Source organism: Stenotrophomonas sp. a6 (genome assembly GCF_030913325.1).
Classification (GTDB): Bacteria; Pseudomonadota; Gammaproteobacteria; order Xanthomonadales; family Xanthomonadaceae; genus Stenotrophomonas; species Stenotrophomonas maltophilia.
On the sequence record NZ_CP133161.1, the window covers coordinates 447,649 to 471,175 of the forward strand.

Consider the following 23,527-nt stretch of genomic DNA (forward strand, 5'->3'; position numbering starts at 1 on the left):
GCGGCCGGCACTACCCGGTATGGATCACACGATGCGGTGAATCTCCACCGTCACGTGCACCAGCTCTTCATGGATCGCCAGCGCGTTGCGCACGGTATCGGCATCCAGATTGGCGTCGCTGGTAACCACGCTGGCGCTGACCGCGTACTTGCCGCGACCGACCTGCCAGACGTGCAGGTCGGCCAAACGTGCCGGCCACGGGCCCTGTTCGATCACTTCGCGCACTTCGGCCACCACCGGTGCGTCCATCTGCGCGTCGAGCAGGATGCGGCCACTGTCGCGCAGCAGGCCCACCGCCCACACCGTCACCAGCACGGCGCCGACCAGGCCCATCACCGGGTCCAGCCAGGTCAGGCCCAGCAGCTTGCCGCCGAGCAGGGCGACGATGGCCAGCACCGAGGTGGCGGCGTCGGCCAGCACGTGCACGTAGGCCGAGCGCAGGTTGAGGTCGTGACCGTGCGCGTGGCCGTGATCGTGGTCATGCCCGTGATGATGGCCATGGTCATGCCCGTGGTGGTGATGCGCGTGGCTCGGGCTGTCGTGCAGCCACCATGCGCAGAGCAGGTTCACGCCCAGGCCCACCGCAGCGATGGCGATGGCTTCGTTGTAGTGGATCGGCGCCGGTACCCACAGCCGCTGCAGTGACTGCACGGCCATCAGCGCGGCGACGCCGAGCAGGGCGATGGCACTGGTGTAACCGGCCAGGATCTCGATCTTCCAGGTGCCGAAGGCGAAGCGCGGGTCGTGCGCGTAGCGGCGCGCGCAGCGGTACGCGAACACCGCCAGGCCCAGCGCCAGCGCGTGCGAACTCATGTGCCAGCCGTCGGCGAGCACGGCCATGGAGTTGAACCACCAGCCGCCGACGATCTCCACCAGCATCATGCCGACGGTGAGCCACAGGGCGCGGCGGGTATTGCGTTCGGCCAGCGGATTGCCGTCGTCGAAGCGGTGTTCGTGGCGACGGGCGGCGGCGAGGGCGTCCAGATGCATGGGCAGACCATGGGGTGGAAGGATACCCCCATAGGGTATACGATCCCGCCATGGCCCATGTACACAAGAATCGAAAGCAGCTGTTGACCCGGGTACGCCGTATCGGCGGCCAGGTGGCGGCGTTGGAGCAGGCGCTGGACCAGCCCGAGGGTAAAGCCGGCGACTGCGCGGACGTGCTGGTGCAGGTCGCCGCCGTGCGCGGTGCCGCCCACAGCCTGCTGATGGAGCTGCTGCACGAGCACCTGCAGGAACACGTGGTGGGTGCCGACGACCCGCAGCAGCGGGCAGACGAGGCCGCGGTGCTGGTGGAGCTGCTGCGCCGCTACGGCAAATAGCAAGGGTAGTGCCGGCCGCTGGCCGGCAACTGCAGGTTGCATCCAAGCTCACGCAGTTGCCGGCCAGCGGCCGCCATTACCCCGCGTGCCGGTGCCGCGCATTCCAGATATGTGTCGCCGCCAGCAGCAGGCTGCCGGTGACGGTCATCGGCGTTTCCCAGTCATGTGAGGGCAGCGCAAGCGCGCCGGCCAGCAACAGGCCCAGACCGACGCCAGCGGCGGCCCAGGCCAGCACCGGCAGCGGGTGACGGCGCTCGGCGCGCCATAGCGCGTAGCCGGTCAGTGGCAGGGCGATGGTCACGAACAGCAGGTGCACCCATTCCGCCTCGGCCCAGGTGCCGAACAGGGGAAGCGCGGCGGCCAGCAGGGGCAGCGCCAGGCAGTGCAGCAGGCACAGGCTGGACAGGGCGACCGCGCCGGCATCAAGCAGGGCGGCAGAAGGCGACTTCATCGGGGGAGGTTCCTTGCGCAGTAAGTGTTATACAGTAACATTCCTGTTCCGCAGCCAACCCGCTCCGACATGAACACTGTTTCCCGCGCCGACCGTCGCCTTCCGGTCACCGTGCTGTCCGGCTTCCTCGGGGCCGGCAAGACCACCCTGCTCAACCAGATCCTGCGCAACCGCGAGGGCCTGCGCGTGGCGGTCATCGTCAACGACATGAGCGAGGTCAACATCGATGCGCAGCTGGTGCGCGAAGGTGGCGCCGAGCTGCGCCGCACTGAAGAGACGCTGGTGGAATTCAGCAACGGCTGCATCTGCTGCACGCTGCGCGACGACCTGCTGCAGGAAGTGCGGCGCCTGGCCGATGCGGGCCGCTATGACTATCTGCTGATCGAATCGACGGGCATCGGCGAGCCGATGCCGGTGGCGGCCACCTTCGCGGTGCGCGACGAACATGGCTTCAGCCTGAGTGATATCGCGCGGCTGGACACGATGGTGACGGTGGTCGACGGCAGCGCGTTCCTTGCCGACTTCGGCTCGACGTCGCGACTGGCCGAGCGCGGCCAACAGGCCGGCCCGGAGGATGATCGAGGCGTGGTTGACCTGCTATGCGAGCAGGTCGAGTTCGCCGACGTGATAGTGGTCAGCAAGGTGGACCAGGTGGATGACGAAGCGTTGCAGGACACGCTGGCCGTGTTGCGTGGCCTGAACCGCGACGCGAAGCTGCTGCTGTCCAGCTTCGGCGATGTGCCGCTGGCCGAGCTGCTGGATACCGGTCGCTTCGACATGGAGCGTGCGCAACGCGCGCCGGGCTGGGTGAAGGAACTGCGGGGCGAGCACACACCGGAAACCGAGGAGTACGGCATCGGCAGCTTCGTCTACCGCTCGCGACGTCCGTTCCACCCGGCGCGCTTCGCCCGCGCGCTGCAGTCCGGCATGCCCGGCGTGATCCGCAGCAAAGGCTGGTTCTGGCTGGCCAACCGCATGGACTGGGTGGGTGAGCTGAACACCGTGGGCGCTGCGACGCGCACGCAGGCGGCGGGCTTCTGGTACGCCGCACGTGACCGCGTGCGGGCCGGGCTGGAAGACACCGCGCCGTTGTTGCCGCCCACGCCGCTGCCTTACAGCGACTTGGGATGGGCGCGGCAGCAGGCCGACTGCTGGAGCGCGCCGCTGCCGGGGCCGGAAGAATTCCCGGATGCGGCAGCGCACACGGCGATGCAGCGGCTGTGGCATCCCTTGTGGGGCGACCGTCGCCAGGAACTGGTGGTGATTGGCGTGCACATGGATGAGCGCGCGGTGCGCTCGAAGCTGGATGCGTGTCTGCTCAACGACCAGGAGCTGCGTGCGGGGCCATTGCTGTGGCAGCAGTTGCCGCAGGCGTTCCCGGTGTGGAAGCGTTGACGGTGCATTGAGGATCCATGGGTTGCCGGCCAGCGGCCGGCACTACCCCCTGGTCGATACGTCATGCGTGGATGGATGCATGGCGGAGTCGAGCATGGCTTGACTCTACAGACTGTCGCGCCACTGCCAGCCCCCGGTGCTCACCTGCAGCACGTGGGTCGGTCGCAATGCCTGCAGCAGGTGCCGGTCGTGGCTCACCATCACCAGCGCGCCCGGCCACGCCGCAAGCAGTTCCTCCAATGCCTGCAATGCGCTCAGGTCCAGCGCATTGCCGGGTTCGTCCAACAGCAACAGCTGGGGCGCGGGATCGGCGTACAGCACGCTGGCCAGCGCACCTTTCACGCGTTCGCCATCGCTGAGGCTGTGGGCTGCCCGCTGGATGCGCTGTGCATCCAGCCCGAGCAGGGCCAGCCGCGTGCGCAGCTCGCCTGGGTCCGCGTCCGGGTTGGCGGCCTGCACGGTGTCGAGGATGCTGCGCTCGCCGGACAGCCCCAGCAGCTGCTGGTCGAGCAGGGCCAGTGGCGCATGCCGTTGCACGGCGCCACTGCGTGCAGGCAGCTGGCCGGCCAGCACACGCAGCAGGGTCGATTTGCCGCTGCCGTTGTCACCGACCACGGCGATGCGCTGGCCGCGGCGGATCTCCAGCTGCAACGGTGCACTGCAGCCATGTGGCAGCACCAGCGCCTCGGCCTGTAGCAGGCGCATGCTGCCACGGTCACCCGCACCGGCGAACAGTGCCAGTTCCGGCGCCGCGTGCACCGCCGATGCCGCTGCGCGCAGATGCTCTGCGCTGGCCTGCAGGCGTTCGGCCTGCACCTGTTGTGCGCGGCCGTGGCTGGCCTCGGCGCGCTGCTTCTGCCGGCCGAGCAGGATCGGGGCCTGGTTGGCCTGCTTCGCATCGCGGTTGCCACGCGCCTGGCGTTGTTGTTGCCGTTCGTGCTGTTCGCGCGCGCTGCGTTGCTGCTGGCGGTGCTGGGCGCGCGCATGATCGAGCTGGGCGGCGGCAGCTTCGCGCTCGGCGGCGCGAGCATCGGCATAGTGCTGCCACGGTCCGCCGTAACGATGCAGCCCGCGCCCATCGAGTTCGACGATCTGCTGCATGTGCGCCAGCAGCTCGCGATCATGACTGATCACCAGCAGGCCACCGCGCCACTGCTGCAACCGTTCGTACAGCTGTTGGCGATGGCGTGCATCGAGGTGGTTGCTGGGTTCGTCCAGGATCAGCCAATCGGCACCGCTGGCCCAGGCACCGGACAGCGCGACCTGCATGGCCTGGCCACCACTGAGGCGCGCGGCCGGCTGGGCGGGATCGAGATCGTCGGGCAGCCGAAGCGCCTGCCATTGCTGCTGCAGGCGTTCGCGCAGATCCCAGCGGTCGCCGACGCAGGCGAAGTCGGCCTCGTCCACGCTGCCGGCTTCGATGCGTTGCAGTGCAGCCAGTTCCGCGCCGACGCCGGCCAGTTCACCGACCGTGCCGGCGGGCGGATAGCCGGGCGTCGGCAACAGGAACACGCGGCCACTGCCGCGCACCTGGCCAGTGTCGGGCAGCAACCGTCCGGCCAGCAGGCGTGCGAGCACGCTCTTGCCGGCGCCATTGGCACCGACCAGGCCGGTGGCGACCGGCTCGAAGGAAAACGTCAGATCGGAAAACAGCGGGCGGCCGTCGGCCAATCGATACGACACGCGATCGAGCGTGAGGGAATGCGGGGTCATGCGACCTCCATGGATGCCGGGTTCTCCCCTGCGCGCAGGGGCGGGAAGAGTCAGGCCGTCTGGTGGGAAGACGGCGGCATCAATGGCGCATTGGTCGCGAGCCTCTGGGAGGAATGAGCGGCCAGTATAGCGGGGCTGGCTGAATGGTTTGATGGCGCGACTCTACAAAGGCATCCACGCATGGCGTGGATCTACTGTGGGCCGGGCATGGGGTGGATCGATCGCCTACGGCACGGTTTCCAGGCGCGCGCTGACGAAGTCGATGAACACCCGCAGCTTCGGAAGCACGTGGCGGCCGGAGGGCCACAGCAGGTGGAAGATGCCGCAGGAGTGCACGTGCTCGTCCAGAACGGTGACCAGGCGGCCGTCGGCCAGTGCATCGCGCACCGAGTGCACGGGCACGAACGCCAGGCCGATATCGCGCAGTGCCAGCGCTACCCGCGCTTCGATGGTGTTAGCCACCATGTGCACCGGCAGCTCCTGCGGTGTTTCCTGGTCGGGCCAGTGGATCGGCCACAGTTCCAGCTTGCCGGTACTGGGGAAGCGATAGTGCAGCAGCGTGTGCTGCATCAGATCGGCCGGTGTGCGCGGCGTGCCGCGCCGCTGCAGGTAGGCGGGTGAGGCGACGATGCGGCGTGGAAACACACCCAGGCGTCGTGCGTTCATGCGTGAGTCGCTGGGCTCGCCGACGCGCAGTACGGCATCGAAACCTTCCTCGATGACGTCGACCAGCCGATCGCTGAAATCGAGGTCGAGGCGGATATCGGGATAGGCCGCCATGAACTCGGCCATCAGCGGCAGGGTCAGGTCGCCCACCAGTGGCAGGCCGATGCGCAGCGTGCCGCGAGGCGTGGCGTGCGGTTGTGCCAGCTCGGTGCGTGCGGCATCGCGCTCGTCGAGGATGCGCCGGCAACGCGCCAGGAACAGCTGGCCTTCGGCGGTGAGGGTGATGCTGCGCGTGCTGCGGTGGAACAGGCGCACGCCCAATGCCTGTTCCAGCCGGGCAACGCATTTGCCGGCGGCCGAGGCCGAGATGCCCTGCAGGCGCCCGGTCTCGACGAAGCTGCGGGTATCGGCCGCGTGCACGAAGGTCTGCAGGTTGGCGAGGTTGTCCAGGACTGACATGGGCGTGTGGGCGATGAAAGCGGCAGGGTAGGTCGGCGCGGCCGTAGTGGACGGCTCCGCCATCGCAACACTGTGGTGCGGGGTGGCGTGGGGACCGTTGCGGCCTTGCAGTTCCGGCCATCATGCCGATTGCGGACTGCACGGTCCATGATGCCCGGAGCGGCAACCGGCTTTTTGCGCTGCGCCGTGCTGCCTAACGTGGCGGGCCACTCCCCACGGATTCCCGCGATGAATGCCGCTCCTTCCCTTGAACCCACGCCGACACTGCCATCGGTGCAGCGGCTGCTGCAGCAGGTGCATCCGCAGCGCTTGGTCGGTGCGGTGGTGCTGGTGCACGAGCACGGTGTGCTGCGCCACGCCAGCGCGACCGGGCTGGCCGATCGCGAGACGGCAACGCCGATGCAGCGCGACCAGTTGTTCCGGCTGGCATCGGTCAGCAAGCCGCTGCTGACCACGGTGATCCTGCGCCTGGTAGCAGAGGGCGTGCTCGACCTCGATATGCCGGTGCAGCGCTGGCTGCCGGACTTCCGCCCGGCACTGGCCGACGGCAGCACCCCGCCGATCAGCCTGCGCCAACTGCTCAGCCACAGTAGCGGGTTGGGCTATCGCTTCCTCGAAGCCGATGCCGACGGCCCGTATGCGCGCGCTGGGGTCAGCGATGGCCTGGACGCGAACCCGCTCTCCCTGGCCGACAACGTGCGCCGCATCGCGCAGGCGCCACTGCTGTTCGCGCCGGGCAGCCAATGGCTCTACTCGCTGGGCGTGGACGTTGCCGGTGCCGTTGCCGAAGCAGCGACGGGTGAAACCCTGCAGGCACTGTACGAGCGCTTGCTGGCCGCACCGCTGGGCCTGCGCGACACCGCCTTTGCTGCGCGCAACGCGGCACGCTTGGCCACGCCCTATGTAAGCGACGCGCCGCAGCCGCATCGCCTGCAGGAAGGCGAGGTGGTCGCTCCGTTCGAGGGTACGGTCGGCATCGAATACAGCCTCGCGCGCGCCACCGATGCCAGCCGTTTCCCCTCGGCCGGGGCCGGCCTGGTCGGTACCGCCGATGACGTGATGGCGGTGCTGGAAGCCTTGCGTGATGTGCAGCGTTCAGGCCTCCTGCCGTCCGCACTGGCAGCGGAGATGGCCAGCCCGCAGGTCGGCGAGCAGGGACCGCCGGAACCGGCCGGCTGGGGCTTCGGCCTGGGCTTTGCGGTGCTGCGCGATGCGGCCGCAACCGGTACGCCGCAGAACGCAGGTACATGGCGCTGGGGCGGTGCCTACGGGCACAGCTGGTTTGTCGATCCTGTGCGCGGGCTGAGCGTGGTGGCACTGACCAATACCCTGTACGAAGGCATGGATGGTGCCTTCGTCGACGAACTGCGTGATGCGGTCTATGCCGATCTGGAGACCGTGCGATGAGCGGCCACGCCATCGACGCGGCCAGCCCGGCCGGTGAGGCCACGCGCCTGCCGTGGGCAGGCCTGCTGGCGCTGGCCGGCGGCGGCTTCATCACCCTGCTGACCGAGACCCTGCCGGCCGGTGTACTGCGGCCGATGGGCGACAGCCTCGGCGTGAGTGATGCGGCGGTCGGCCAGCTGGTCAGCGTGTACGCACTGGGCTCGGTGATGGCCGCCTTGCCGATGACCGCACTGACCCAGCGCCTGCCGCGACGCCCCTTGTTGCTGGCCGCCATTGCCGGCTTCGTGGTGGTCAACACGCTGACCGCACTGAGCAGCAGTTATCCGCTGATCCTGGCCGCGCGTTTCCTGGCCGGCGTGAGTGGTGGCCTGCTGTGGTCGCTGGTGGCCGGTTACGCGGCGCGCATGGTGGTGCCGTCGCTGCAGGGCCGGGCAATCGCGGTGGCGATGGTCGGATCGCCGTTGGCGCTGTCGCTGGGCGTACCGGCGGGCACGCTGCTGGGCCAGCAGATCGGCTGGCGCTGGGCATTCGCGCTGATGAGCGTGCTGGCGGTCGTGCTGCTGGCCTACGCGCGCTGGGCATTGCCCGCGTTGCCGGCGGCGGCGGCCGGTCAGCGTACCTCGTTGGCTACGGTGTGGCGCATGCCCGGCGTGCGCAGTGCGTTGGCGGTGATGGTGCTGTACGTGCTGGCGCACAACGTGCTCTACACCTACATCGAACCGCTGGCGGTGGAGGCCGGCGCCGGCCCGTGGCTGGACCGCCTGCTGCTGGCCTTTGGCGTGGCCGCCATCGCCGGCATCGGCATTGCCGGCTGGGGCGTGGACCGTCATCTGCGCACGCTGGTGTGGGCGGCGGTGATCGGCTTCATCGTGCCGGTGCTGGCGCTGCTGCTGTGGCCGGGCGACGCGACCGCGCTGCTGCTGGCCACGATCTTGTGGGGCGTGGCCTTCGGTGCGGTGCCTACGTTGTTCCAGACTGCATTGGCACGGCGCGCGGGTGCCGCCGCGGATCTGGCGCAGTCGATGCTGGTGACCGGCTGGAACCTCGCCATCGCCGCCGGAGGCGTTGCAGGGGGTGTGCTGCTGCAGGCGGGCGGCCCGAACCAGTTGGGATGGCTGCCGTTGCTGCTGCTGGCGGTGAGCGTGGCGTGGCTGCTGGCACGGCCGAAGGCCTGGGCGTAGGCCCAGAGCAAACGTTACGGAGGTGCCGGCCAGCGGCCGGCACTACCGTGGTCCCCGCCATCCACGCATGGCGTGGATCCACCGAGCGCAGCGACCCGCGTTTGCCATTGCCTTTGCCTTCTTCCGTTGATTCCGTGGCGGGACGCCGCCGGAACCTGTCAGAGGCCGGGACGGTCGGGTTCGCGGGGGTGTCCGCGGCATGGATGCCGCGGCCAAGCCCCCACGGACGGGTTTACGGCGCCCCCCGCGAACCCGACCGTCCCGGCCAACCCTGGGATAGCAATACGCGACCCGCCACGAGGGGCTCCGCCGTTCGCCGTCCTACTCCACTCCCTCACGCTCGATCGGCACGCTGCGCGGATTCTGCATGTGCTCCCGCGCCGCGCCATAGCGCTGCTGCCGCTTGTGATGGAACGCCACGAACTCATCCCGTGGCAGCGGCCGCGAGAACAGCCAGCCCTGCGCGAACTCGACCTTCCGGGTATGCAGGTACGCCAGCTGTGCCTCGGTTTCCACGCCCTCGGCCACCACCCACAGGCCCAGCTCCTTGGCCATGTCGATGATGTGCGGCGTCACCGGGCTGGTCGCGCTCTCGGTGCCGATCGCATCGATGAACGACTTGTCGATCTTCAGCGCATCCAGTGGCAGCTGCTCCAGGTACTGCAGGCTGGAGAAGCCGACGCCGAAATCATCAATGGCCACGCTGTGCCCGGCCCGACGTGCCTGTGCCAGCATCGTGCGGGCGCGGTCCAGATCGAGGAAGCCGCGCTCGGTGGCTTCCATCCAGATCTGCTGCGGCAGGATACCGCTGCCGGCCATGTGCTTGGAGATCATCTTCAGCGCACGGCCGCTGCTGATGTCTTCGGCGGCCAGGTTGATCGCAATGTGCGCGCTGCGGTCGGCCACCAGCAGTTCGCGCATGTCGCGCACCACGTTCTCGATCACCAGATCGGTGACTGCGGCGATCATGCCGGCCTCTTCGGCCAGCGGAATGAACAGGTCCGGCCGCACCTGGGTGCCATCCGGGCGCTGCCAGCGTACCAGCGCCTCGGCGCCGACGCAGATGCCGGTATCCAGTTCGATGATGGGTTGATAGTGCAGGTACAGCTCGCGGCGGCGGATCGCCGTGGCCAGCTCGCCGCGCAGGGACAGGCGGCGACGCGACAGCCAGATCACCAGGCCGGCACCGATGGCGGCCAGCAGAACGCCGATCGGCACGAACAGCCAGGCCTGCTGGCGGAAGGTCGCGGCAAGCGCGGTACGTGGCGTGGTTGCGATCGCCAGCCACTCTTCGTTGCGCGCGGTGGCGTACAGGGTGTTGTGGTCCAGGCCCTCACCGGGCGCGCGCAGCAGGGTTTCCAGCAATGCCGGATCCATGCCGTCCTGCCTGGCCAGGAGGCGGCCGTCCGGGCTGGCCAGGGCAAGGCGCACGTTCGGGTCGGCGATGACATCGACGAAGCGGCGCGGATCGACCAGCACGTCGTAGTTGCCATACAGGATCGACAGGACCTGGCGCCGTCCGCTTGCCTCGGGGCGCACATCCACGGCGATGCCGGCGCCATCACTGGTGACGTGGTCGGACCTGGGCTGGTTGACGTCGGACAGGAACGGGCCCCACGACGTGCAGCGCAGCTTGCCACCCTCGAAGTAGCCCATCTGGTCGACCGACGGCGAGGTCATCACCAGCGTCTGCATGCGCCGGATGTGGTCCGTCCCGCACGGATCGTAGGCGCCGGCCTCGGCGGACTTCAACGCGGCCAGCGCTTCCAGGTAGGACTGGTCGGCGCGGCGCAGGGTGCGGCCGGCGATGTCGCGCAGGCGCTGCTGCTCGACACTGACCGCACGGTCCCAGGTGGCGTAGGCCATCACCGCGATCGGCACGGCTGCGGCCAGCAGCGCCAGTGCGGTGCCGCCGATGATCACGCGCAGCCGGCTCATGGCCGGGGCTCCAGCGGGGCGGGCGGGGCAGGGCGCATGGTCGGGCCGATCCTTGGGCAGGTGCGGCTATCTGAGCATGGCGCCGGGCCGGGCGGAATGGGATGAATCCGGTATTCGGTCACATTGTGATGAAAGCGGCCAAGTTTGACGGGATTGGCCCATCCGACGCTGGCGCTCCGGCCTGCGGAGGACTACCGTCGAACGCTTCGCCCGCCCTTTTGCCCGCGCCCATGACCGAGCCCGCAACGCCCCCCGAGCACCTGCGCCGCAGCCTGTCCAACCGCCACCTGCAACTGATCGCCATCGGTGGTGCCATCGGCACCGGCCTGTTCATGGGCTCAGGCAAGACCATCAGCCTGGCTGGCCCGTCCATCGTCTTCGTCTACCTGATCATCGGCGCGATGCTGTTCTTCGTGATGCGCGCGATGGGCGAGCTGCTGCTGTCCAACCTGCAGTACAAATCCTTCATCGATTTCTCCACCGACCTGCTCGGCCCCTGGGCCGGCTTCTTCTGTGGATGGACGTACTGGTTCTGCTGGATCGTCACCGCCATCGCCGATGTGATCGCCATTGCCGCCTACGCGCAGTTCTGGTTCCCCGGGCTTGACGCTTGGAAGCCGGCGCTGGCGTGCGTGATGCTGCTGCTGTCGCTGAACCTGGTGACGGTGAAGCTGTTCGGCGAAATGGAATTCTGGTTCGCGCTGATCAAGATCGTGGCGATCTGCGCGCTGATCATCACCGGCGCCGGCCTGGTGGCGTGGGGCTTCACCTCGCCCAGCGGCCACACGGCGTCGCTGTCGAACCTGTGGAACGACGGCGGCATGTTCCCGATGGGCCTGGTCGGTTTCTTCGCCGGCTTCCAGATTGCGGTGTTCGCCTTTGTCGGCATCGAGCTGGTCGGCACCACCGCCGCCGAAACCGCCGACCCCGAGCGCAACCTGCCCAAGGCGATCAACTCGATCCCGGTGCGCATCATCATCTTCTACGTGCTGGCGCTGATCGCGATCATGGCCGTCACCCCTTGGCGCCAGGTGGTGCCGGACAAGAGCCCGTTCGTGCAGCTGTTCGTGCTCGCCGGCATCCCTGCCGCCGCCAGCCTGATCAATTTCGTGGTGCTGACCTCGGCCACGTCCTCGGCCAACAGCGGCATCTTCTCCACCAGCCGCATGCTGTACGGCCTGGCCGAAGAGGGCCACGCCCCGCGCGGGTTGTCGAAGTTGTCACGCGCCGCCGTGCCCGCCCGTGGTCTGCTGTTCTCGTGCCTGTGCCTGCTCGGTGGCACGCTGCTGATCTACCTGATTCCGAACCTGGTAACCGCCTTCACCCTGGTGACGACGCTGGCGACGGTGCTGTTCATCTTCGTCTGGTCGCTGATCCTGGTGGCCTACATGGCCTATCGCCGTCGCTACCCGGAGCGCCATGCCGCATCGATCTTCAAGATGCCCGGCGGTGTTGCCATGTGCTGGGCCTGCCTGGTGTTCTTCGCCGCCGTGCTGGTGCTGCTGAGCCTGCAGGCCGACACCCGCCAGGCGTTGATCGCCAGCCCGGTGTGGTTCGTGCTGCTGGGCGTGGGGTATTGGGTGCGTCGGAGGACCGCGAAATGACCGGGGATGCGGGGGCGGCAAGGCCGAAATCGGGAACGTCGGTAGAGTCGACTGTTAGTCGACTGCTCTCCCGTGGGCTTCCGGAAAACCCCGCGCTGCGCGCGATAGTCGACTGACAGCCGACTCTACCGCCGCCGGCGCCGGCGCCGGTGCCCGCGCGGGTGCAGGGCGCAGCCCTGCCGGCCCCCATTCACCCAACATTAGCGGGCGCGGCCGGATGATCCGGCCGCCATGCCCCGTCACCCTCTCCTGCTTGCGCTGTTGCTGCTGCCCAGCCTGTGGCCCGGGCTGGCCGCCGCGCGCACCGTCTACCGCTGCGTGCAGGGCAACACCGTCAGCCTGGCCACCGCGCCGGAACCCGGTTCACGCTGCACCGCGAAGGAAATCGACGACAACGCCATCCAGACCCCGAACCTGTGGGGCAACATGGGCGTGTTCAGCGGCGTGCTGTACGAGCGCGAGCAGGATGGCGCGCTGGTCTACTCCACCCGCAACCTGCCCGGCTCGCGGGTGTTCCTGAAGTTCACAGTGGCCACGCCGCCGGGCGAACCTGCCCACGAAGGCCTGGGCAAGGTCGGCAAGCCGCAGTTGGCGCAGCACGCCAAGCAGTTCAAGGCCGCGGCCAAGGCCACCGGTGTCGATGACGCATGGCTGCGCGCGATTGCCCATGCCGAAAGCAACTTCGATGCGCTGGCGGTCTCGACCAAGGGCGCACAGGGCGTGATGCAGTTGATGCCGGAGACCGCACAGGAATATGGCGTGCGCGATCCGTTCTCGCCGCAGCAGTCGATCGAGGGCGGCGCGCGCTACATGCGCGCGCTGCTGCGCCGCTACAACGGCGATCGCCCGTTGGCGGCGGCCGCCTACAACGCGGGCATCGGTGCAGTCACCCGCTACAAGGGCGTGCCGCCCTACGCCGAAACCCTGGCCTATGTGGACAAGGTGATGGCCCTGTATGCACGCTACCGCGAAGCGATGGGCATCCGTACCGAGGTGCCAGCCCGCTAGGCGGAAGGTGTAGTGCCGAGCCCACGCTCGGCGCCACAGAAAATCGGCTCAGCGCGAAGTGGAAGCGCTGACCAGGTCGTAGCGCTCAATGCGGCCGACGCGTGCCACCTCGGCCTGCACGTCGGCGCGCTGCTTCAGCGCACGCCAGGCCGCATCGATCTTCACGTCACCGGGCAGCGAGGGGTAGGTGCGCATGTCCTGCAGGGAGGCCAGCGTCTCGCCACGGTCGGTGGGGGAGCGCAGCTGTTCGATCAGCACTGCGGCTGCGCCGTCCAGGTTGCCTTCGTCCAGCAGCATCTCGCGATGGAACAGGCGTGCGTCGTCGCGCTGGGCAAGGATCACCGAGCGGGCGGCTTCCACTGCCTGGGCATCGCCGCGTTCGCGGGCGGCAGCGAACTGCAGCAGTGCCTGGGCCGCCTTGCCGTAACCGGCCAGGCCTGGCATGTCATTCACTGCGGCAGCAGCGTCCTGCATGCGGCCCAGCGAACTGAGCACGAAACCGACGTTGAACTGGTGCTCGGCACCATCCGGGCCCAGCGCACCGATGCGTGCGGCCAGCCTGGCTGTGGCCAGCGCATCGACGGTACGGCCCAACCGGCGCAGCGCCGTAAGCCGGCTGTTGAGCAGCCATGCCACCCATTCGGCTTCCGCCGCCGAGGGCGACTCACCTTCGGCCGCCGCACCGGCCATGCCATCGGTCAGTGCCAGCACTTCCTCGTTGCGGTCCAGCATCAGCAGCGTACTGCTGAACTCGGCCATGCGTGCGTCCAGCGCCCGGTCGAGCAGGCCGGAGACCCGCAGTTCGTCGAGGTGTTTCTGTGCAGCCTGCACCGGATCGAAGCGGGCATCGGCGCGGTCGACATAGCGATCAAACCGCTTGTCACTGCGCAGGCGGATGATCTCGGCGGGGCCGGTGATGCGCGCCAGCGTGGCGGGAATCCTGTCGCCACGGCCGTTGTCGGCCTGCAGCGTGGCCAGTGCAAGCCACAGCCCGGTGGGTTCCAGGCCGCCGCTCTTCCAGCCGTTGTCGAACAGCGCCTGCAGCAGTTCCATGCGCTGCTGGGGCTGGTCCCGCAGGCGGAACTGCAGGTAGTTGATCGCGTGGTGGTCCACCGGCAACGGCGCGTCGGCATGCTTCAGCGCCTGCACCAGGTGCTTCGTGGCAGGTGCCGGTTGGTTCTCGGACAGTTCCACCGAGACCAGGGTCAGCAGGATCTGCGCGTCGTCCGGCAGTGCTTCCTGTGCGCGCTGCAGGTAGCGGCGGGCCTGATCCGGCTTCTTCTGCACCATTGCGGTCCAGCCGGCCACCTGCGCGGCGCGGCCGCGGTGTTCGGCATCGAAATCATCCAGCATCGGATCTTCCATCAGCCGTTCCATTGCGATCAGTGCGCCCAGCGTGTTGCCACTGCGCGACTGCTGGATGGCTTCATCCCATCGCGTGGCATAGGCCTGGTGCATCGCATCGGCGGTGACGGCCGGCTTCTGCGGCACCACCGTGATCGAAGCAGTGGCGGATGTGCTGGCCAATGCGGCAAACAGCAGGGCGGCGACGGGGAGGATGCGGGGCATGGAGGATTTCCATCCGTGGGAACCGCATTGAACCCGCTGCAGCCAGCGAGAACAAGCGCGATGGATGGAACTCTGGCGTTTGACCGCACGATTGGCCATGGCGGATCGTGCGTTCAGCGACTATTGTCGGTGCCTCTTCAGACAGCAGGCAGGCAGCGCAGCACGATGGCACGGTGGCAATGGATGGCGGCAGGCGTAGCATTGGCGACGGTAGTGGCATTGGCCGCAACCTGGTGGGAGACACCGCTGCATACGCTGGCTGAACCGGCGGGTCCGGTTCCAACGCCGCTGGCGTGGACCGCGCAGATCGAACCGCTGGCCGGCGATGGCCACCCGGGTGACCGCGATGGCGCGTCCGCGCAGGCACGTTTCGCCGATCCGTACGCGTTGCTGCGCAGTGCCGATGGCAGCGTCTATTTCACCGATGCCGGTGACAACAACCGGATCCGCCGCCGCTTGCCCGATGGCCGCGTTGAAACGGTGGCCGGGCAGGGCGAGGGACGCGTTGATGGCCCGGCACTGCAGGCCAGTTTCAATACGCCTTCGGGCATTGCCGCCGACGCGCAGGGCAACCTGTATGTGGCCGACACCGGCAACCATGCCATCCGCCGCATCGGCATCGATGGCCAGGTGACCACGCTGGCCGGTGGTGAACAGGGCCACGCCGATGGCCCTGCCGCGCAGGCACGCTTCGATGCGCCGATGGGCATCGCAGTGGATGCGCAGGGCCAGGTCTACGTGGCCGATACCTTCAATGACCGCATCCGGGTGATCGGTACTGATGGCAACGTGCGCACCCTGGCCGGCGGCGATCGGCCCGGCCTGGCCGATGGCACGGGCGCCACTGCGCGCTTCGATACGCCGGTGGCGCTGGCCTTCGATGCGCAGGGCGCGCTGCTGGTGGCCGACCTGTTCAACAACGCGGTGCGCCGCGTAGGCGCCGACGGCACGGTGAGCACCGTGGTCGCCGCTGGTGGCGTGATCAATGGGCCGCTGTCGCTGGCCACCACCCACGATGGCGTGCTGTACGTGGGCGATCTTGATGGCCGCATCGTGCAGGTGACGCCGCAGGGTCACCAGATCGCGCTGGTTGGCAATGGTCGCCTGCCGCGCCTGGCCCGCCCCAGCGGGCTGGCGATGGATGCCGATGGCAGCGTGCTGGTGGCCGACGCCGCCAGCTACCGTCTGCATCGCCTGCGCCCGCTGCCGGTGGGCGAACTACCGGCACCGGCACTGGTCGGCCCGGCTGCCGATGCGGCGTTGCCGGAGACGGGCGGTCGCTGGCCGCTGGCACCGCAGGACGGTTGGCATGAAGTGGTCGGTACGTTGGGTGAGGTGCGCGGCAACTTCACCGGCGAGAGCCGCCACCACCTGCATGGCGGTTTCGACGTGCGCGGTGATGTGGGCCAGACCGTACTGGCGATTGCCGAGGGCAAGATCAGCAGCCCGGTGGCCGCCTGGAACCTGGGTGAGCAGGCCGAGGGCCTGGCGGTGGACCGCCTCAAGTACATCCACATGCGGGTCGGCCGCACCCCGCGCGATGAGCCCTACGATGCGCGCTGGCAGGCGTTGTATGACGAGCAGGGCAAGCTGGAGCGGATGCGCGTGCGCCGCGGCATGCGCATCCACGTCGGCGACCGCCTGGGCAGCATCAACAACCAGGCGCACGTGCACCTGGCCGTGGGTACCGGTGGTTTCGAGACCAATGCCGTGGCGCTGGGCTTCCACAACTACGCCGACCACTTCGCACCGCGCATCACCGATGTGGCGCTGCTGGATGACAACGACCAGCCGATGGCCGCCGGCAGCGATGGCGTGGTGATGGTGGCGCGCCAGGGCCGCGGCGTGCAGATCGTGATCGAGGCCTGGGACCAGGTCGACAACAACCTGCCGCGTCGTCGCCTGGGCATGTACCAGGTGGGCTACCAGATCCTCGATGCCGGCGGACAGCCGCTGCAGGGTTACGAGCAGCCGCGCTGGAACATCGTGTTCAACCGCATGCCGCCGCAGAAGGAAGCGGTGCGCGTGGCCTACGCACCGGACAGCGGTATCACGGTGCATGGCAGTGCGGTGACCCGGTTCCGTTACCTGGCTACCAACACCGTGCGTGATGGCCTGATGGAAACCGGGCGCTGGCAGCCGGCGGCGCTGCCGCCGGGCGAGTACATCGTGCGCGCCAGCGTGCGCGACTACAGCGGCAACGAAGGCGTCGGCCCGCGCGAGATCAGAGTACGGCTGCTGCCATAGCGGCAGCCGGGGCGCCGCAGCGTTCGCGCTCGGCGTCCATGTCTTCCAGCGGCCGCACCTCGATGCTGCCGAAGCGCGCCCAGGGGAAGTCGCGGGCGATGCGCATGGCTTCGTCGCGGTCGCGGGCAACGATCAGGTTGAAGCCGGCCAGCAGTTCGCGGGTTTCGGCGAACGGGCCATCCAGTACACGGCTGTGGCCATCACGCACGCGCAGGGTCTGCGCGGTGTCGACCGGTTGCAGCTTCTGCGCGGCCAGCAGCGTGCCTTCGGCCTGCAGCTTGTCGGCGTGGGCCAGGCAGTCGCGCATCAGCGCGTTGAATTCTTCGATGGGCAGGGCCTGCAGCAGGGCAGGCTCGATATAGATCAGAAGCAGGTACTGCTGCATGGGACGGTCCTGGCGGGGGGCGGAGTGTCCATGATCGCGCAGGTTTGCGCGTGAGCATGTTGCAGCGCGGGAGGCGGCGCCTTCGGCGGGGATCGGCGAACGGCGGAGCCCCTCCGTGGTGGGGTTGGGTTGGTCGCTGAAAGCTCGGGTTCATGGGTTTGGCCGGGTGGGGAGGCAGGGCAGGGGACGCTGCAAGTACGTCCATGTAAGCTCGGTCGCCGCATCCATGCGGCTCACGCCCCTGCCCTGCCTCCCCACCCGGCCTTGGACAGTTTCCTGCCTCCGGCACGCACCACGGGAAGATCAAGAAAAAAGGCAAAAGCAAAAGCAAAAACAAAAACAACGGCGATTGGCTGGCGGCCTCGGCCTCGGCTTTGCGAGCGAAGCGACCCGCTTTTGCTCTTGTTTGTGATTTTCCGTGGTGGATCAGCTGCAGAGATCTGTCCAAGGCCGGGTGGGTAGGCGGGGCGGGGGTGTCCGCGGCATGGATGCCGCGGCCAAGCCCCCATGGACGGGTTTACGGCGTCCCCCGACCCGCCTACCCACCCGGCCAACCGCCAGAAACCCAGCTTTCAGCGACCAACCCAACCCCACCACGGAGGGGCTCCGCCGTTCGCCGACCCTCGCCGAAGGCGCGCTTTCCGCGGAAGAAAAAATTTCCAACAGACGTGTCGATTCCCAGCCCCCTGGTTCGTTGTACCCAGTGAAGGGCACGCACCACGCGTCCCCACGGGAGACCGCAATGAAAGTGATGGTGATCGTGAAGGCCAACGCCGACTCCGAAGCCGGCCGCATGCCCAGCGAACAGGAACTGTCCGAAATGGGCGCCTTCAACGAACAACTGGTGGCCGCCGGCATCATGCTGGCCGGTGAAGGCCTGCACGCCACCCAGCGCGGCCGTCGCATTCATTTCGGCGGCGGGGCACCCAAGGTCGAGGCCGGTCCGTTCGGTCCTGCCAGCGAACAGATCGCCGGCTTCTGGCTGTGGGAGGTGCGGTCGCTGGACGAGGCCGTTGAATGGGCCAGCCGCGCGCCGTTCAACAGTGGCGGCACGCTGGAGCTGCGTCCGCTGATTTCCGCCGAAGACTTCGGTGAAGCCTTCACCCCCGACTTACAGCAGCAGGAACAGCGTCTGCGTGCACAGCTGGAAGATTGACCCGATTCATCTCCCTGCCGGGCACGACCCGGCACTACTGCCCTGAACCGCACAACGGAGTATTGCCATGAAACTGATTCCCTTCCTCGGCTTCAGCGGCCAGGCCCATGAGGCGATGGCGTTCTACGCCAAGGCGCTGGGTGGCCAGGTCACCTCGGAAATGAAGTACCGCGACATGCCGCCCTCCGACGGCTCGCCGGGCTGCAACGAAATGCCGCCGGAAACCCTCGACCACGTCGCGCACAGCCAGCTGGAGATCGGCAGCGCCATCGTGATGGCGGCCGACGGTCCCGGCGGCGGCGAGGGTGGCTCGACCACCATCAATGTCGACGTCGACAGCATCGAAGAAGCCGAACGCGTGTTCGCTGCACTGGCCGAGGGTGGCCAGGTGCAGATGCCGATTGCCGAAACGTTCTGGGCCCACCGCTGGGGCATGCTGATCGACCGCTACGGCAAGCCGTGGATGGTCAACTGCATGAAGCAGCCCTGATCCCCCTTTTTGTCATCCACAAGGAGCTTCACCGATGAGCGCACCACAACCGCAGATGATCTTCGTCAACCTGCCCGTGCAGGACCTGGGGAAGTCGAAGGCGTTCTTCACCGCGTTGGGCTACAGCTTCAATCCCACCTACACCAATGACGATGCGGCTGGCATGGTCATCAGCGAGAGCATCTACGTGATGCTGCTGACCCAACCTTTCTTCCAGCAGTTCACCAACAAGCCGATTGCCGATGCACACACTCACACGGAAGTGATCAATGCGCTCTCGGCCCCCAGTCGCAAGGCAGTTGACGAGTTGGTGGACAAGGCACTGGCTGCAGGTGCCAGCGAACCGCAGCCGGCGCGCGACTACGGCTTCATGTACCAGCGCGGCTTCCAGGACCTGGATGGCCATCTCTGGGAAATCGCACACATGGACGGCGAGCCGGGCTGACGGCCGCCGCAAGGGAGAACCCTCATGGCTTACGTGGATGCTTACGTGCTGCCGTGCCCACAGGACAAGGTGGCGGCCTACCGCCGCCTTGCCCGCAAGGCCGGTGCGGTGTGGAAGGACCATGGCGCGCTGCAGTACATGGAATGCGTGGCTGACGATGTGGAACCGGGCAAGAGCACCTCGTTCCCGCGTGCGGTCAAGGCAAAGTCCGGCGAAACGGTGATCGTCGCCTTCGTGGTGTTCCGTTCGCGCGCGGCGCGCGACCGCATCAACGCCAGGGTAATGGCCGACCCGCGGCTGGCGTCGCTGGGCCCGAAGGACATGCCGTTCGATACCAGGCGCATGTTCTGGGGCGGCTTCAAGCCGATTGTTGAAGCGTGAGCTGCGGCGCTTGTGCGGGCCGGGCGTGCGTGCTGTGATCGGCGCATGCCCGATCCCGCACTGACGCAGCGTCTGGAAACCCTCTGGCGGATGGAATCGCCGGTGTTGATCGCGCGCCTGGCGCGGCTGCTCGGGGGCGATGTCGGCCGTGCCGAGGAGCTGGCCCAGGACACCTGGCTGGCCGCGCTGGAGCGCTGGCCGGAACAGGGCATCCCGGACAACCCCGGAGCCTGGCTGATGACCACTGCGCGCAACCGTGCCATCGATGTGCTGCGCCAACACCAGCGGGTGGCGCAGCAGCATGCGCAGTGGGGCGAGGAACTGCACCCAGCGGCGCTGCCGGCACCGGATGACAGCCAGGCGCTGGAGGATGACCTGGGTGACGATCTGCTGCGGTTGATGTTCGTGGCCTGCCATCCGGTGCTGCCGGCCGATGCGCGGGTGGCACTGACCCTGCGCCTGCTCGGTGGCCTGACCACCGTCGAGATCGCACGTGCGTTCCTGCAGCCCGAGCCGACCATCGCCCAGCGCATCGTGCGCGCCAAGCGCACCTTGGCGCAGAAGCAGGTGCCCTATGAGGTGCCGCGCGCGGACGCGATGCCCGAGCGACTGGCTTCGGTGCTGGAGGCGATCTACCTGGTCTTCAATGAAGGTTACGCGGCCAGCGCCGGCGATGACTGGATGCGTCCGGCGCTGTGCGAGGAGGCACTGCGGCTCGCACGCATCCTGGCGCACCGGCTGCCGGTGCCGCCGGTGCTGGGCCTGCTGGCACTGATGGAACTGCAGGCATCGCGTGCTGCGGCACGGACCGACGCGCAGGGCGCGCCGGTGCTGCTGGACCAGCAGAACCGCGCGCGCTGGGACTGGCTGCAGATCGAACGCGGGCAGCAGGTGCTGGCCCGCGCGCTGGCCGCCGGTGGTGCTGATGATCCCTATGTACTGCAGGCGCGCATCGCCGCCTGCCATGCGGCGGCACGTCGGGCTGAAGCCACCGACTGGCCACGTATCGCTTCGCTCTATACCCAGTTGCTGCGGGTGATGCCTTCGCCGGTTGTCGCTTTGAATCGGGTCGTGGCGGTGCTGCGCAGCGAGGGCGCGTTCGCTGCGTGGGCACAACTGCAGCCACTGCTGGTGGATGCACGTCTGCGCGACTATGCCCCGCTGGAGGTCGTCCGCGCGGAGATACTACAGGCGCTGGGGCGCGACCTCGACGCACGTCATGCTTTTGCCGAAGCCGCCAGACTCAGCCAGAACCAGGCGGAGCGGGGCCTGCTGCGCCAACGGGCCGGACTGCCGCCCCAGGAGTGACTGCGACGAACGCAGCACTTGTCGGCAGGCGCCTGAGCGGCTATGTTTCGCGCCCAGCGGACGCATCAGCGTCCGCATTCCGTGCGTATTGACCGAGGAGCGGTTGGATGTATTCAAGGACGAAGAGCGCATCGCGCGCTTTTGCGCGCCTGCTTGCCTGTGCCCTGTGCCTGGCCGTGTGGCCGATGGCCGCGCAGGCGGCTGACAAATCGCAGCAGGCCTACTGGGCCGGTTTTGCCTATACCGCGGATGCCGCTGCCGTGCAGGCGACCACGCCGCATGCGCATGCCGTGCTGGAAAACCGCGGCCTGATCCCGCTGAACCAGACCCTGGCGCAGGCGCTCAAGCGCCGGCCGCCGGCGAACCTGGAGCTGATCGACCAGCCGGTGGCGATGCTCGACGGCACCACCAGCGCGACGGTGCTGGCCGCCGCACTGGACCGCGAACTGGTCTCGGTCGAGCCGATCGGCAACCAGTACAAAGTGCTGGTGGAAGTGGCCCTGCAGGCACTGTTCTTCGATTTCCGCGAGCGCCAGGTGATCGCGTCCTATCCGCTGACCCTGCAGCGCATCGACGTGCAGGACTATCGGCCGGACAACGACGATATCGACGCGATCGTCGCCGATCTGCTGTACGGCAGCGCCGATACCAGCCTGTCGCAGGTGCTGGCCGCCAGTCTCGCCCAGGCCAAGCTGCCCGATGCCGCCGTGCGTCGCCTGCAGGTCGGTGGCGTAACCCTGTCCGACGCGGTCCGCGCCAAGCTGCCCGACCCGAAGTGGGAAACCCCGCTGCGCGCCACGCTGGCCCATGAACTGTCCAAGACGCTGTCGTCCAATACCGGCGTCGGCCTGCTGCCGCCGGCCTCGGGCCAGGCGATCGGTGGTGCGATGGCCGCCCGCTTTGCCGACGGCAAGGTCTACCAGCTGAAGATCCCCGAGCCGGACTACGTCATCACTGTGCAGGTCGATGCGCTGAAGAATGGCGTCATCAATGAAACCCCGGCGATGAAGACGATGCTGTTCGGCGCATTCTTCACCGCCAAAGTGACCGAACCGTTCTCCGGCAAGGTCTATTTCGAACAGCCGCTGCGCAAGGGCGCCACCAAGGTGGTGCCGGTCACGCAGTGGCAGGTCGACCAGTGGTCGGCCAGCTACGAAACCCTGCTGGCCGGCTTCGATGCCTTCGCCGGCGCCGCCGCCAAGCGTGCCGATTCGCGCGCATGGCTGGACGAACAGAAGCCGGGCGGACGCCCGTTGCAGCAGCAGACCCAAGCCCTCCAGGAGTTGATCAAGTCATGTCGTTGATGCGTACCATCCTGCTCATCCTCATCGCGCTGGTGGTGGCCTCGCCGGTCGCCGCGCAGACCGCGAGTTCGCGCGGTACCGGTTCGGCGAGCTACGGCCTGCGCCTGAGCGCCGACACCCGCACCCAGGCCCTGAACAAGGCCAAGGTCAATGCACTGGAGGCGTACATCGCTGAAACCGGTGCGGCCAAGCTGCGCCTGTTCGAAGCCCGCCGCGCCGAGTTCATCGGCGAGATCGACCGTTATGTGCTCAGTGCCGTGCCGCTGTCGGACACCGAAGACAAGAAGGCCAAGACCTACACCGTCACTGTCCGCGCCGAGATCAACACCACGCTGCTGCAGACCAAGCTGGACGCAGGTTCGGCCGTGGCCGGTGCCACCGCCGCGCAGCGTTCGCTGCTGACCTTCCTGTTCATGGCACGCTCGCAGGACACCGTGCAGTCGTTCCAGGACAAGGAATACCGCCGCGTCGACGCCAGCAGCAGCTACAGCGAGAACACCCGTGAAGGCGACAGCTTCCGCGGCAACTCGGTCAGCACCAACGGCAGCATCAACCAGAACGGTTCGGTGTCGGTCACCAGCGGTGGCAGTACCACCCAGCGCAGCGACAACATCAGCTGGAAGGTGGCCAACGCCGCTGAAGTGAACACCGCGATGACCGGTGCCTTCAGCGCCGCCGGCTACGAAGTGGTTGAAGCCGAGTACGTGGAAGGCGAATCGCGCGGCCTGCTGAGCATCGAGCGCATCCGCAAGGACTTCAGCACCGGCAACGACCTGTCTGCCGCCACCCTGCGCGATACCGCCAACGGCATCCGTGCGGCCAACATCCCCTACATCGCCGTCGGTACCCTCGACGTCGGCATGCGCGACCGCGATCCGGCCAGCGGCAACACCCGCGTGTTCGTCACGGTCACCGGCAAGGTGCTGGACGTGACCGGCCGTTTCCCGCGCACCGTGTCGTCGGTGGGCCCGGTGCAGTTCTCCGGCACCGGCCCGAATGAAACCGTGGCCCGTACCAATGCCCTGCAGCTGGCTGCCGAGAAGGCCGCCCAGCAGATGATCAACGAACTGAACGTCAAGGCAGTCCGCTGATCCG

At 67.9% G+C, this 23,527-nt stretch carries 21 protein-coding genes; 14 read left to right on the forward strand and 7 right to left on the reverse strand.

The window, feature by feature from the left end; translation table 11 throughout:
* Positions 1 to 24: 24 nt before the first annotated feature.
* Positions 25 to 990 (reverse strand): CDF family Co(II)/Ni(II) efflux transporter DmeF, encoded by a 966-nt coding sequence (gene dmeF / locus Q9Q79_RS02095; RefSeq protein WP_049417849.1) that lies wholly within the window; start codon positions 988 to 990, stop codon positions 25 to 27.
* Positions 991 to 1,040: 50 nt separating this feature from the next.
* Between dmeF and Q9Q79_RS02100 the strand changes: the two genes are divergently transcribed.
* On the forward strand, positions 1,041 to 1,325 hold the full coding sequence (locus Q9Q79_RS02100; RefSeq protein WP_049417847.1) for a metal-sensing transcriptional repressor: 285 nt from the start codon (positions 1,041 to 1,043) through the stop codon (positions 1,323 to 1,325).
* Positions 1,326 to 1,401: 76 nt separating this feature from the next.
* Here the strand turns inward: Q9Q79_RS02100 and Q9Q79_RS02105 are convergent, their stop codons facing one another.
* Entirely contained in the window at positions 1,402 to 1,776 is a 375-nt protein-coding gene (locus Q9Q79_RS02105; RefSeq protein WP_049418630.1) for a MerC domain-containing protein, read from the reverse strand.
* A gap of 69 nt (positions 1,777 to 1,845) precedes the next feature.
* On the opposite strand from Q9Q79_RS02105, the gene Q9Q79_RS02110 reads away from it, so the two are divergent.
* Positions 1,846 to 3,171 carry a GTP-binding protein gene (locus tag Q9Q79_RS02110; RefSeq protein ID WP_012478997.1) on the forward strand — a complete coding sequence of 442 codons (1,326 nt, stop codon included), beginning with the start codon at positions 1,846 to 1,848 and terminating at the stop codon, positions 3,169 to 3,171.
* A gap of 105 nt (positions 3,172 to 3,276) precedes the next feature.
* Here the strand turns inward: Q9Q79_RS02110 and Q9Q79_RS02115 are convergent, their stop codons facing one another.
* Both Q9Q79_RS02115 and Q9Q79_RS02120 read right to left on the reverse strand, forming a co-directional pair.
* A complete protein-coding gene (locus tag Q9Q79_RS02115; protein WP_012478998.1) occupies positions 3,277 to 4,884 on the reverse strand; it encodes an ATP-binding cassette domain-containing protein in 1,608 nt (535 codons plus the stop codon).
* Positions 4,885 to 5,109: 225 nt separating this feature from the next.
* The gene (locus Q9Q79_RS02120) at positions 5,110 to 6,009 is read right to left on the reverse strand and encodes a LysR family transcriptional regulator (RefSeq protein WP_049459182.1); all 900 of its coding nucleotides are present in this window, start codon (positions 6,007 to 6,009) and stop codon (positions 5,110 to 5,112) included.
* A 228-nt stretch (positions 6,010 to 6,237) separates the two neighbouring features.
* On the opposite strand from Q9Q79_RS02120, the gene Q9Q79_RS02125 reads away from it, so the two are divergent.
* Both Q9Q79_RS02125 and Q9Q79_RS02130 read left to right on the forward strand, forming a co-directional pair.
* Positions 6,238 to 7,416, forward strand: a complete 1,179-nt coding sequence (locus tag Q9Q79_RS02125) for a serine hydrolase domain-containing protein (RefSeq protein WP_201862337.1) — start codon at positions 6,238 to 6,240, stop codon at positions 7,414 to 7,416.
* A complete protein-coding gene (locus tag Q9Q79_RS02130; protein WP_060380814.1) occupies positions 7,413 to 8,597 on the forward strand; it encodes an MFS transporter in 1,185 nt (394 codons plus the stop codon). The genes Q9Q79_RS02125 and Q9Q79_RS02130 overlap by 4 nt, the downstream gene beginning before the upstream one ends.
* A gap of 321 nt (positions 8,598 to 8,918) precedes the next feature.
* Here Q9Q79_RS02130 and Q9Q79_RS02135 read toward each other — a convergent pair whose 3' ends face one another.
* Entirely contained in the window at positions 8,919 to 10,535 is a 1,617-nt protein-coding gene (locus tag Q9Q79_RS02135; RefSeq protein ID WP_049395143.1) for an EAL domain-containing protein, read from the reverse strand.
* A gap of 230 nt (positions 10,536 to 10,765) precedes the next feature.
* Between Q9Q79_RS02135 and cycA the strand changes: the two genes are divergently transcribed.
* Both cycA and Q9Q79_RS02145 read left to right on the forward strand, forming a co-directional pair.
* Positions 10,766 to 12,139, forward strand: a complete 1,374-nt coding sequence (gene cycA / locus Q9Q79_RS02140; RefSeq protein ID WP_005412098.1) for a D-serine/D-alanine/glycine transporter — start codon at positions 10,766 to 10,768, stop codon at positions 12,137 to 12,139.
* A 231-nt stretch (positions 12,140 to 12,370) separates the two neighbouring features.
* Positions 12,371 to 13,147, forward strand: a complete 777-nt coding sequence (locus Q9Q79_RS02145; protein ID WP_012479002.1) for a lytic transglycosylase domain-containing protein — start codon at positions 12,371 to 12,373, stop codon at positions 13,145 to 13,147.
* 48 nt (positions 13,148 to 13,195) lie between these two features.
* Here the strand turns inward: Q9Q79_RS02145 and Q9Q79_RS02150 are convergent, their stop codons facing one another.
* Positions 13,196 to 14,716, reverse strand: a complete 1,521-nt coding sequence (locus Q9Q79_RS02150; RefSeq protein WP_109338020.1) for a hypothetical protein — start codon at positions 14,714 to 14,716, stop codon at positions 13,196 to 13,198.
* Between the two features lie 165 nt (positions 14,717 to 14,881).
* Between Q9Q79_RS02150 and Q9Q79_RS02155 the strand changes: the two genes are divergently transcribed.
* Entirely contained in the window at positions 14,882 to 16,963 is a 2,082-nt protein-coding gene (locus Q9Q79_RS02155; RefSeq protein ID WP_043033944.1) for an NHL repeat-containing protein, read from the forward strand.
* On the opposite strand, the gene Q9Q79_RS02160 is transcribed toward Q9Q79_RS02155, so the two are convergent.
* A complete protein-coding gene (locus Q9Q79_RS02160) occupies positions 16,941 to 17,348 on the reverse strand; it encodes a YciI family protein (RefSeq protein ID WP_053442461.1) in 408 nt (135 codons plus the stop codon). The genes Q9Q79_RS02155 and Q9Q79_RS02160 overlap by 23 nt on opposite strands.
* A gap of 742 nt (positions 17,349 to 18,090) precedes the next feature.
* Between Q9Q79_RS02160 and Q9Q79_RS02165 the strand changes: the two genes are divergently transcribed.
* The 7 genes from Q9Q79_RS02165 to Q9Q79_RS02195 all read left to right on the forward strand — a co-directional run bounded on the left by Q9Q79_RS02165 (position 18,091) and on the right by Q9Q79_RS02195 (position 23,523).
* Complete coding sequence (locus Q9Q79_RS02165) at positions 18,091 to 18,504, forward strand: YciI family protein (protein WP_060379961.1); 414 nt, start codon at positions 18,091 to 18,093, stop codon at positions 18,502 to 18,504.
* A 67-nt stretch (positions 18,505 to 18,571) separates the two neighbouring features.
* The gene (locus Q9Q79_RS02170; RefSeq protein WP_005407887.1) at positions 18,572 to 18,994 is read left to right on the forward strand and encodes a VOC family protein; all 423 of its coding nucleotides are present in this window, start codon (positions 18,572 to 18,574) and stop codon (positions 18,992 to 18,994) included.
* A 34-nt stretch (positions 18,995 to 19,028) separates the two neighbouring features.
* Positions 19,029 to 19,439 carry a VOC family protein gene (locus Q9Q79_RS02175; protein ID WP_005407888.1) on the forward strand — a complete coding sequence of 137 codons (411 nt, stop codon included), beginning with the start codon at positions 19,029 to 19,031 and terminating at the stop codon, positions 19,437 to 19,439.
* A 24-nt stretch (positions 19,440 to 19,463) separates the two neighbouring features.
* Entirely contained in the window at positions 19,464 to 19,820 is a 357-nt protein-coding gene (locus Q9Q79_RS02180; RefSeq protein WP_201862335.1) for a DUF1428 domain-containing protein, read from the forward strand.
* Positions 19,821 to 19,865: 45 nt separating this feature from the next.
* On the forward strand, positions 19,866 to 21,128 hold the full coding sequence (locus tag Q9Q79_RS02185; protein ID WP_005407890.1) for a sigma-70 family RNA polymerase sigma factor: 1,263 nt from the start codon (positions 19,866 to 19,868) through the stop codon (positions 21,126 to 21,128).
* A gap of 107 nt (positions 21,129 to 21,235) precedes the next feature.
* On the forward strand, positions 21,236 to 22,432 hold the full coding sequence (locus Q9Q79_RS02190; protein WP_005407891.1) for a hypothetical protein: 1,197 nt from the start codon (positions 21,236 to 21,238) through the stop codon (positions 22,430 to 22,432).
* Complete coding sequence (locus Q9Q79_RS02195) at positions 22,423 to 23,523, forward strand: hypothetical protein (protein WP_201862333.1); 1,101 nt, start codon at positions 22,423 to 22,425, stop codon at positions 23,521 to 23,523. Before Q9Q79_RS02190 ends, Q9Q79_RS02195 begins: the two co-directional genes overlap by 10 nt.
* Positions 23,524 to 23,527: the final 4 nt, after the last annotated feature.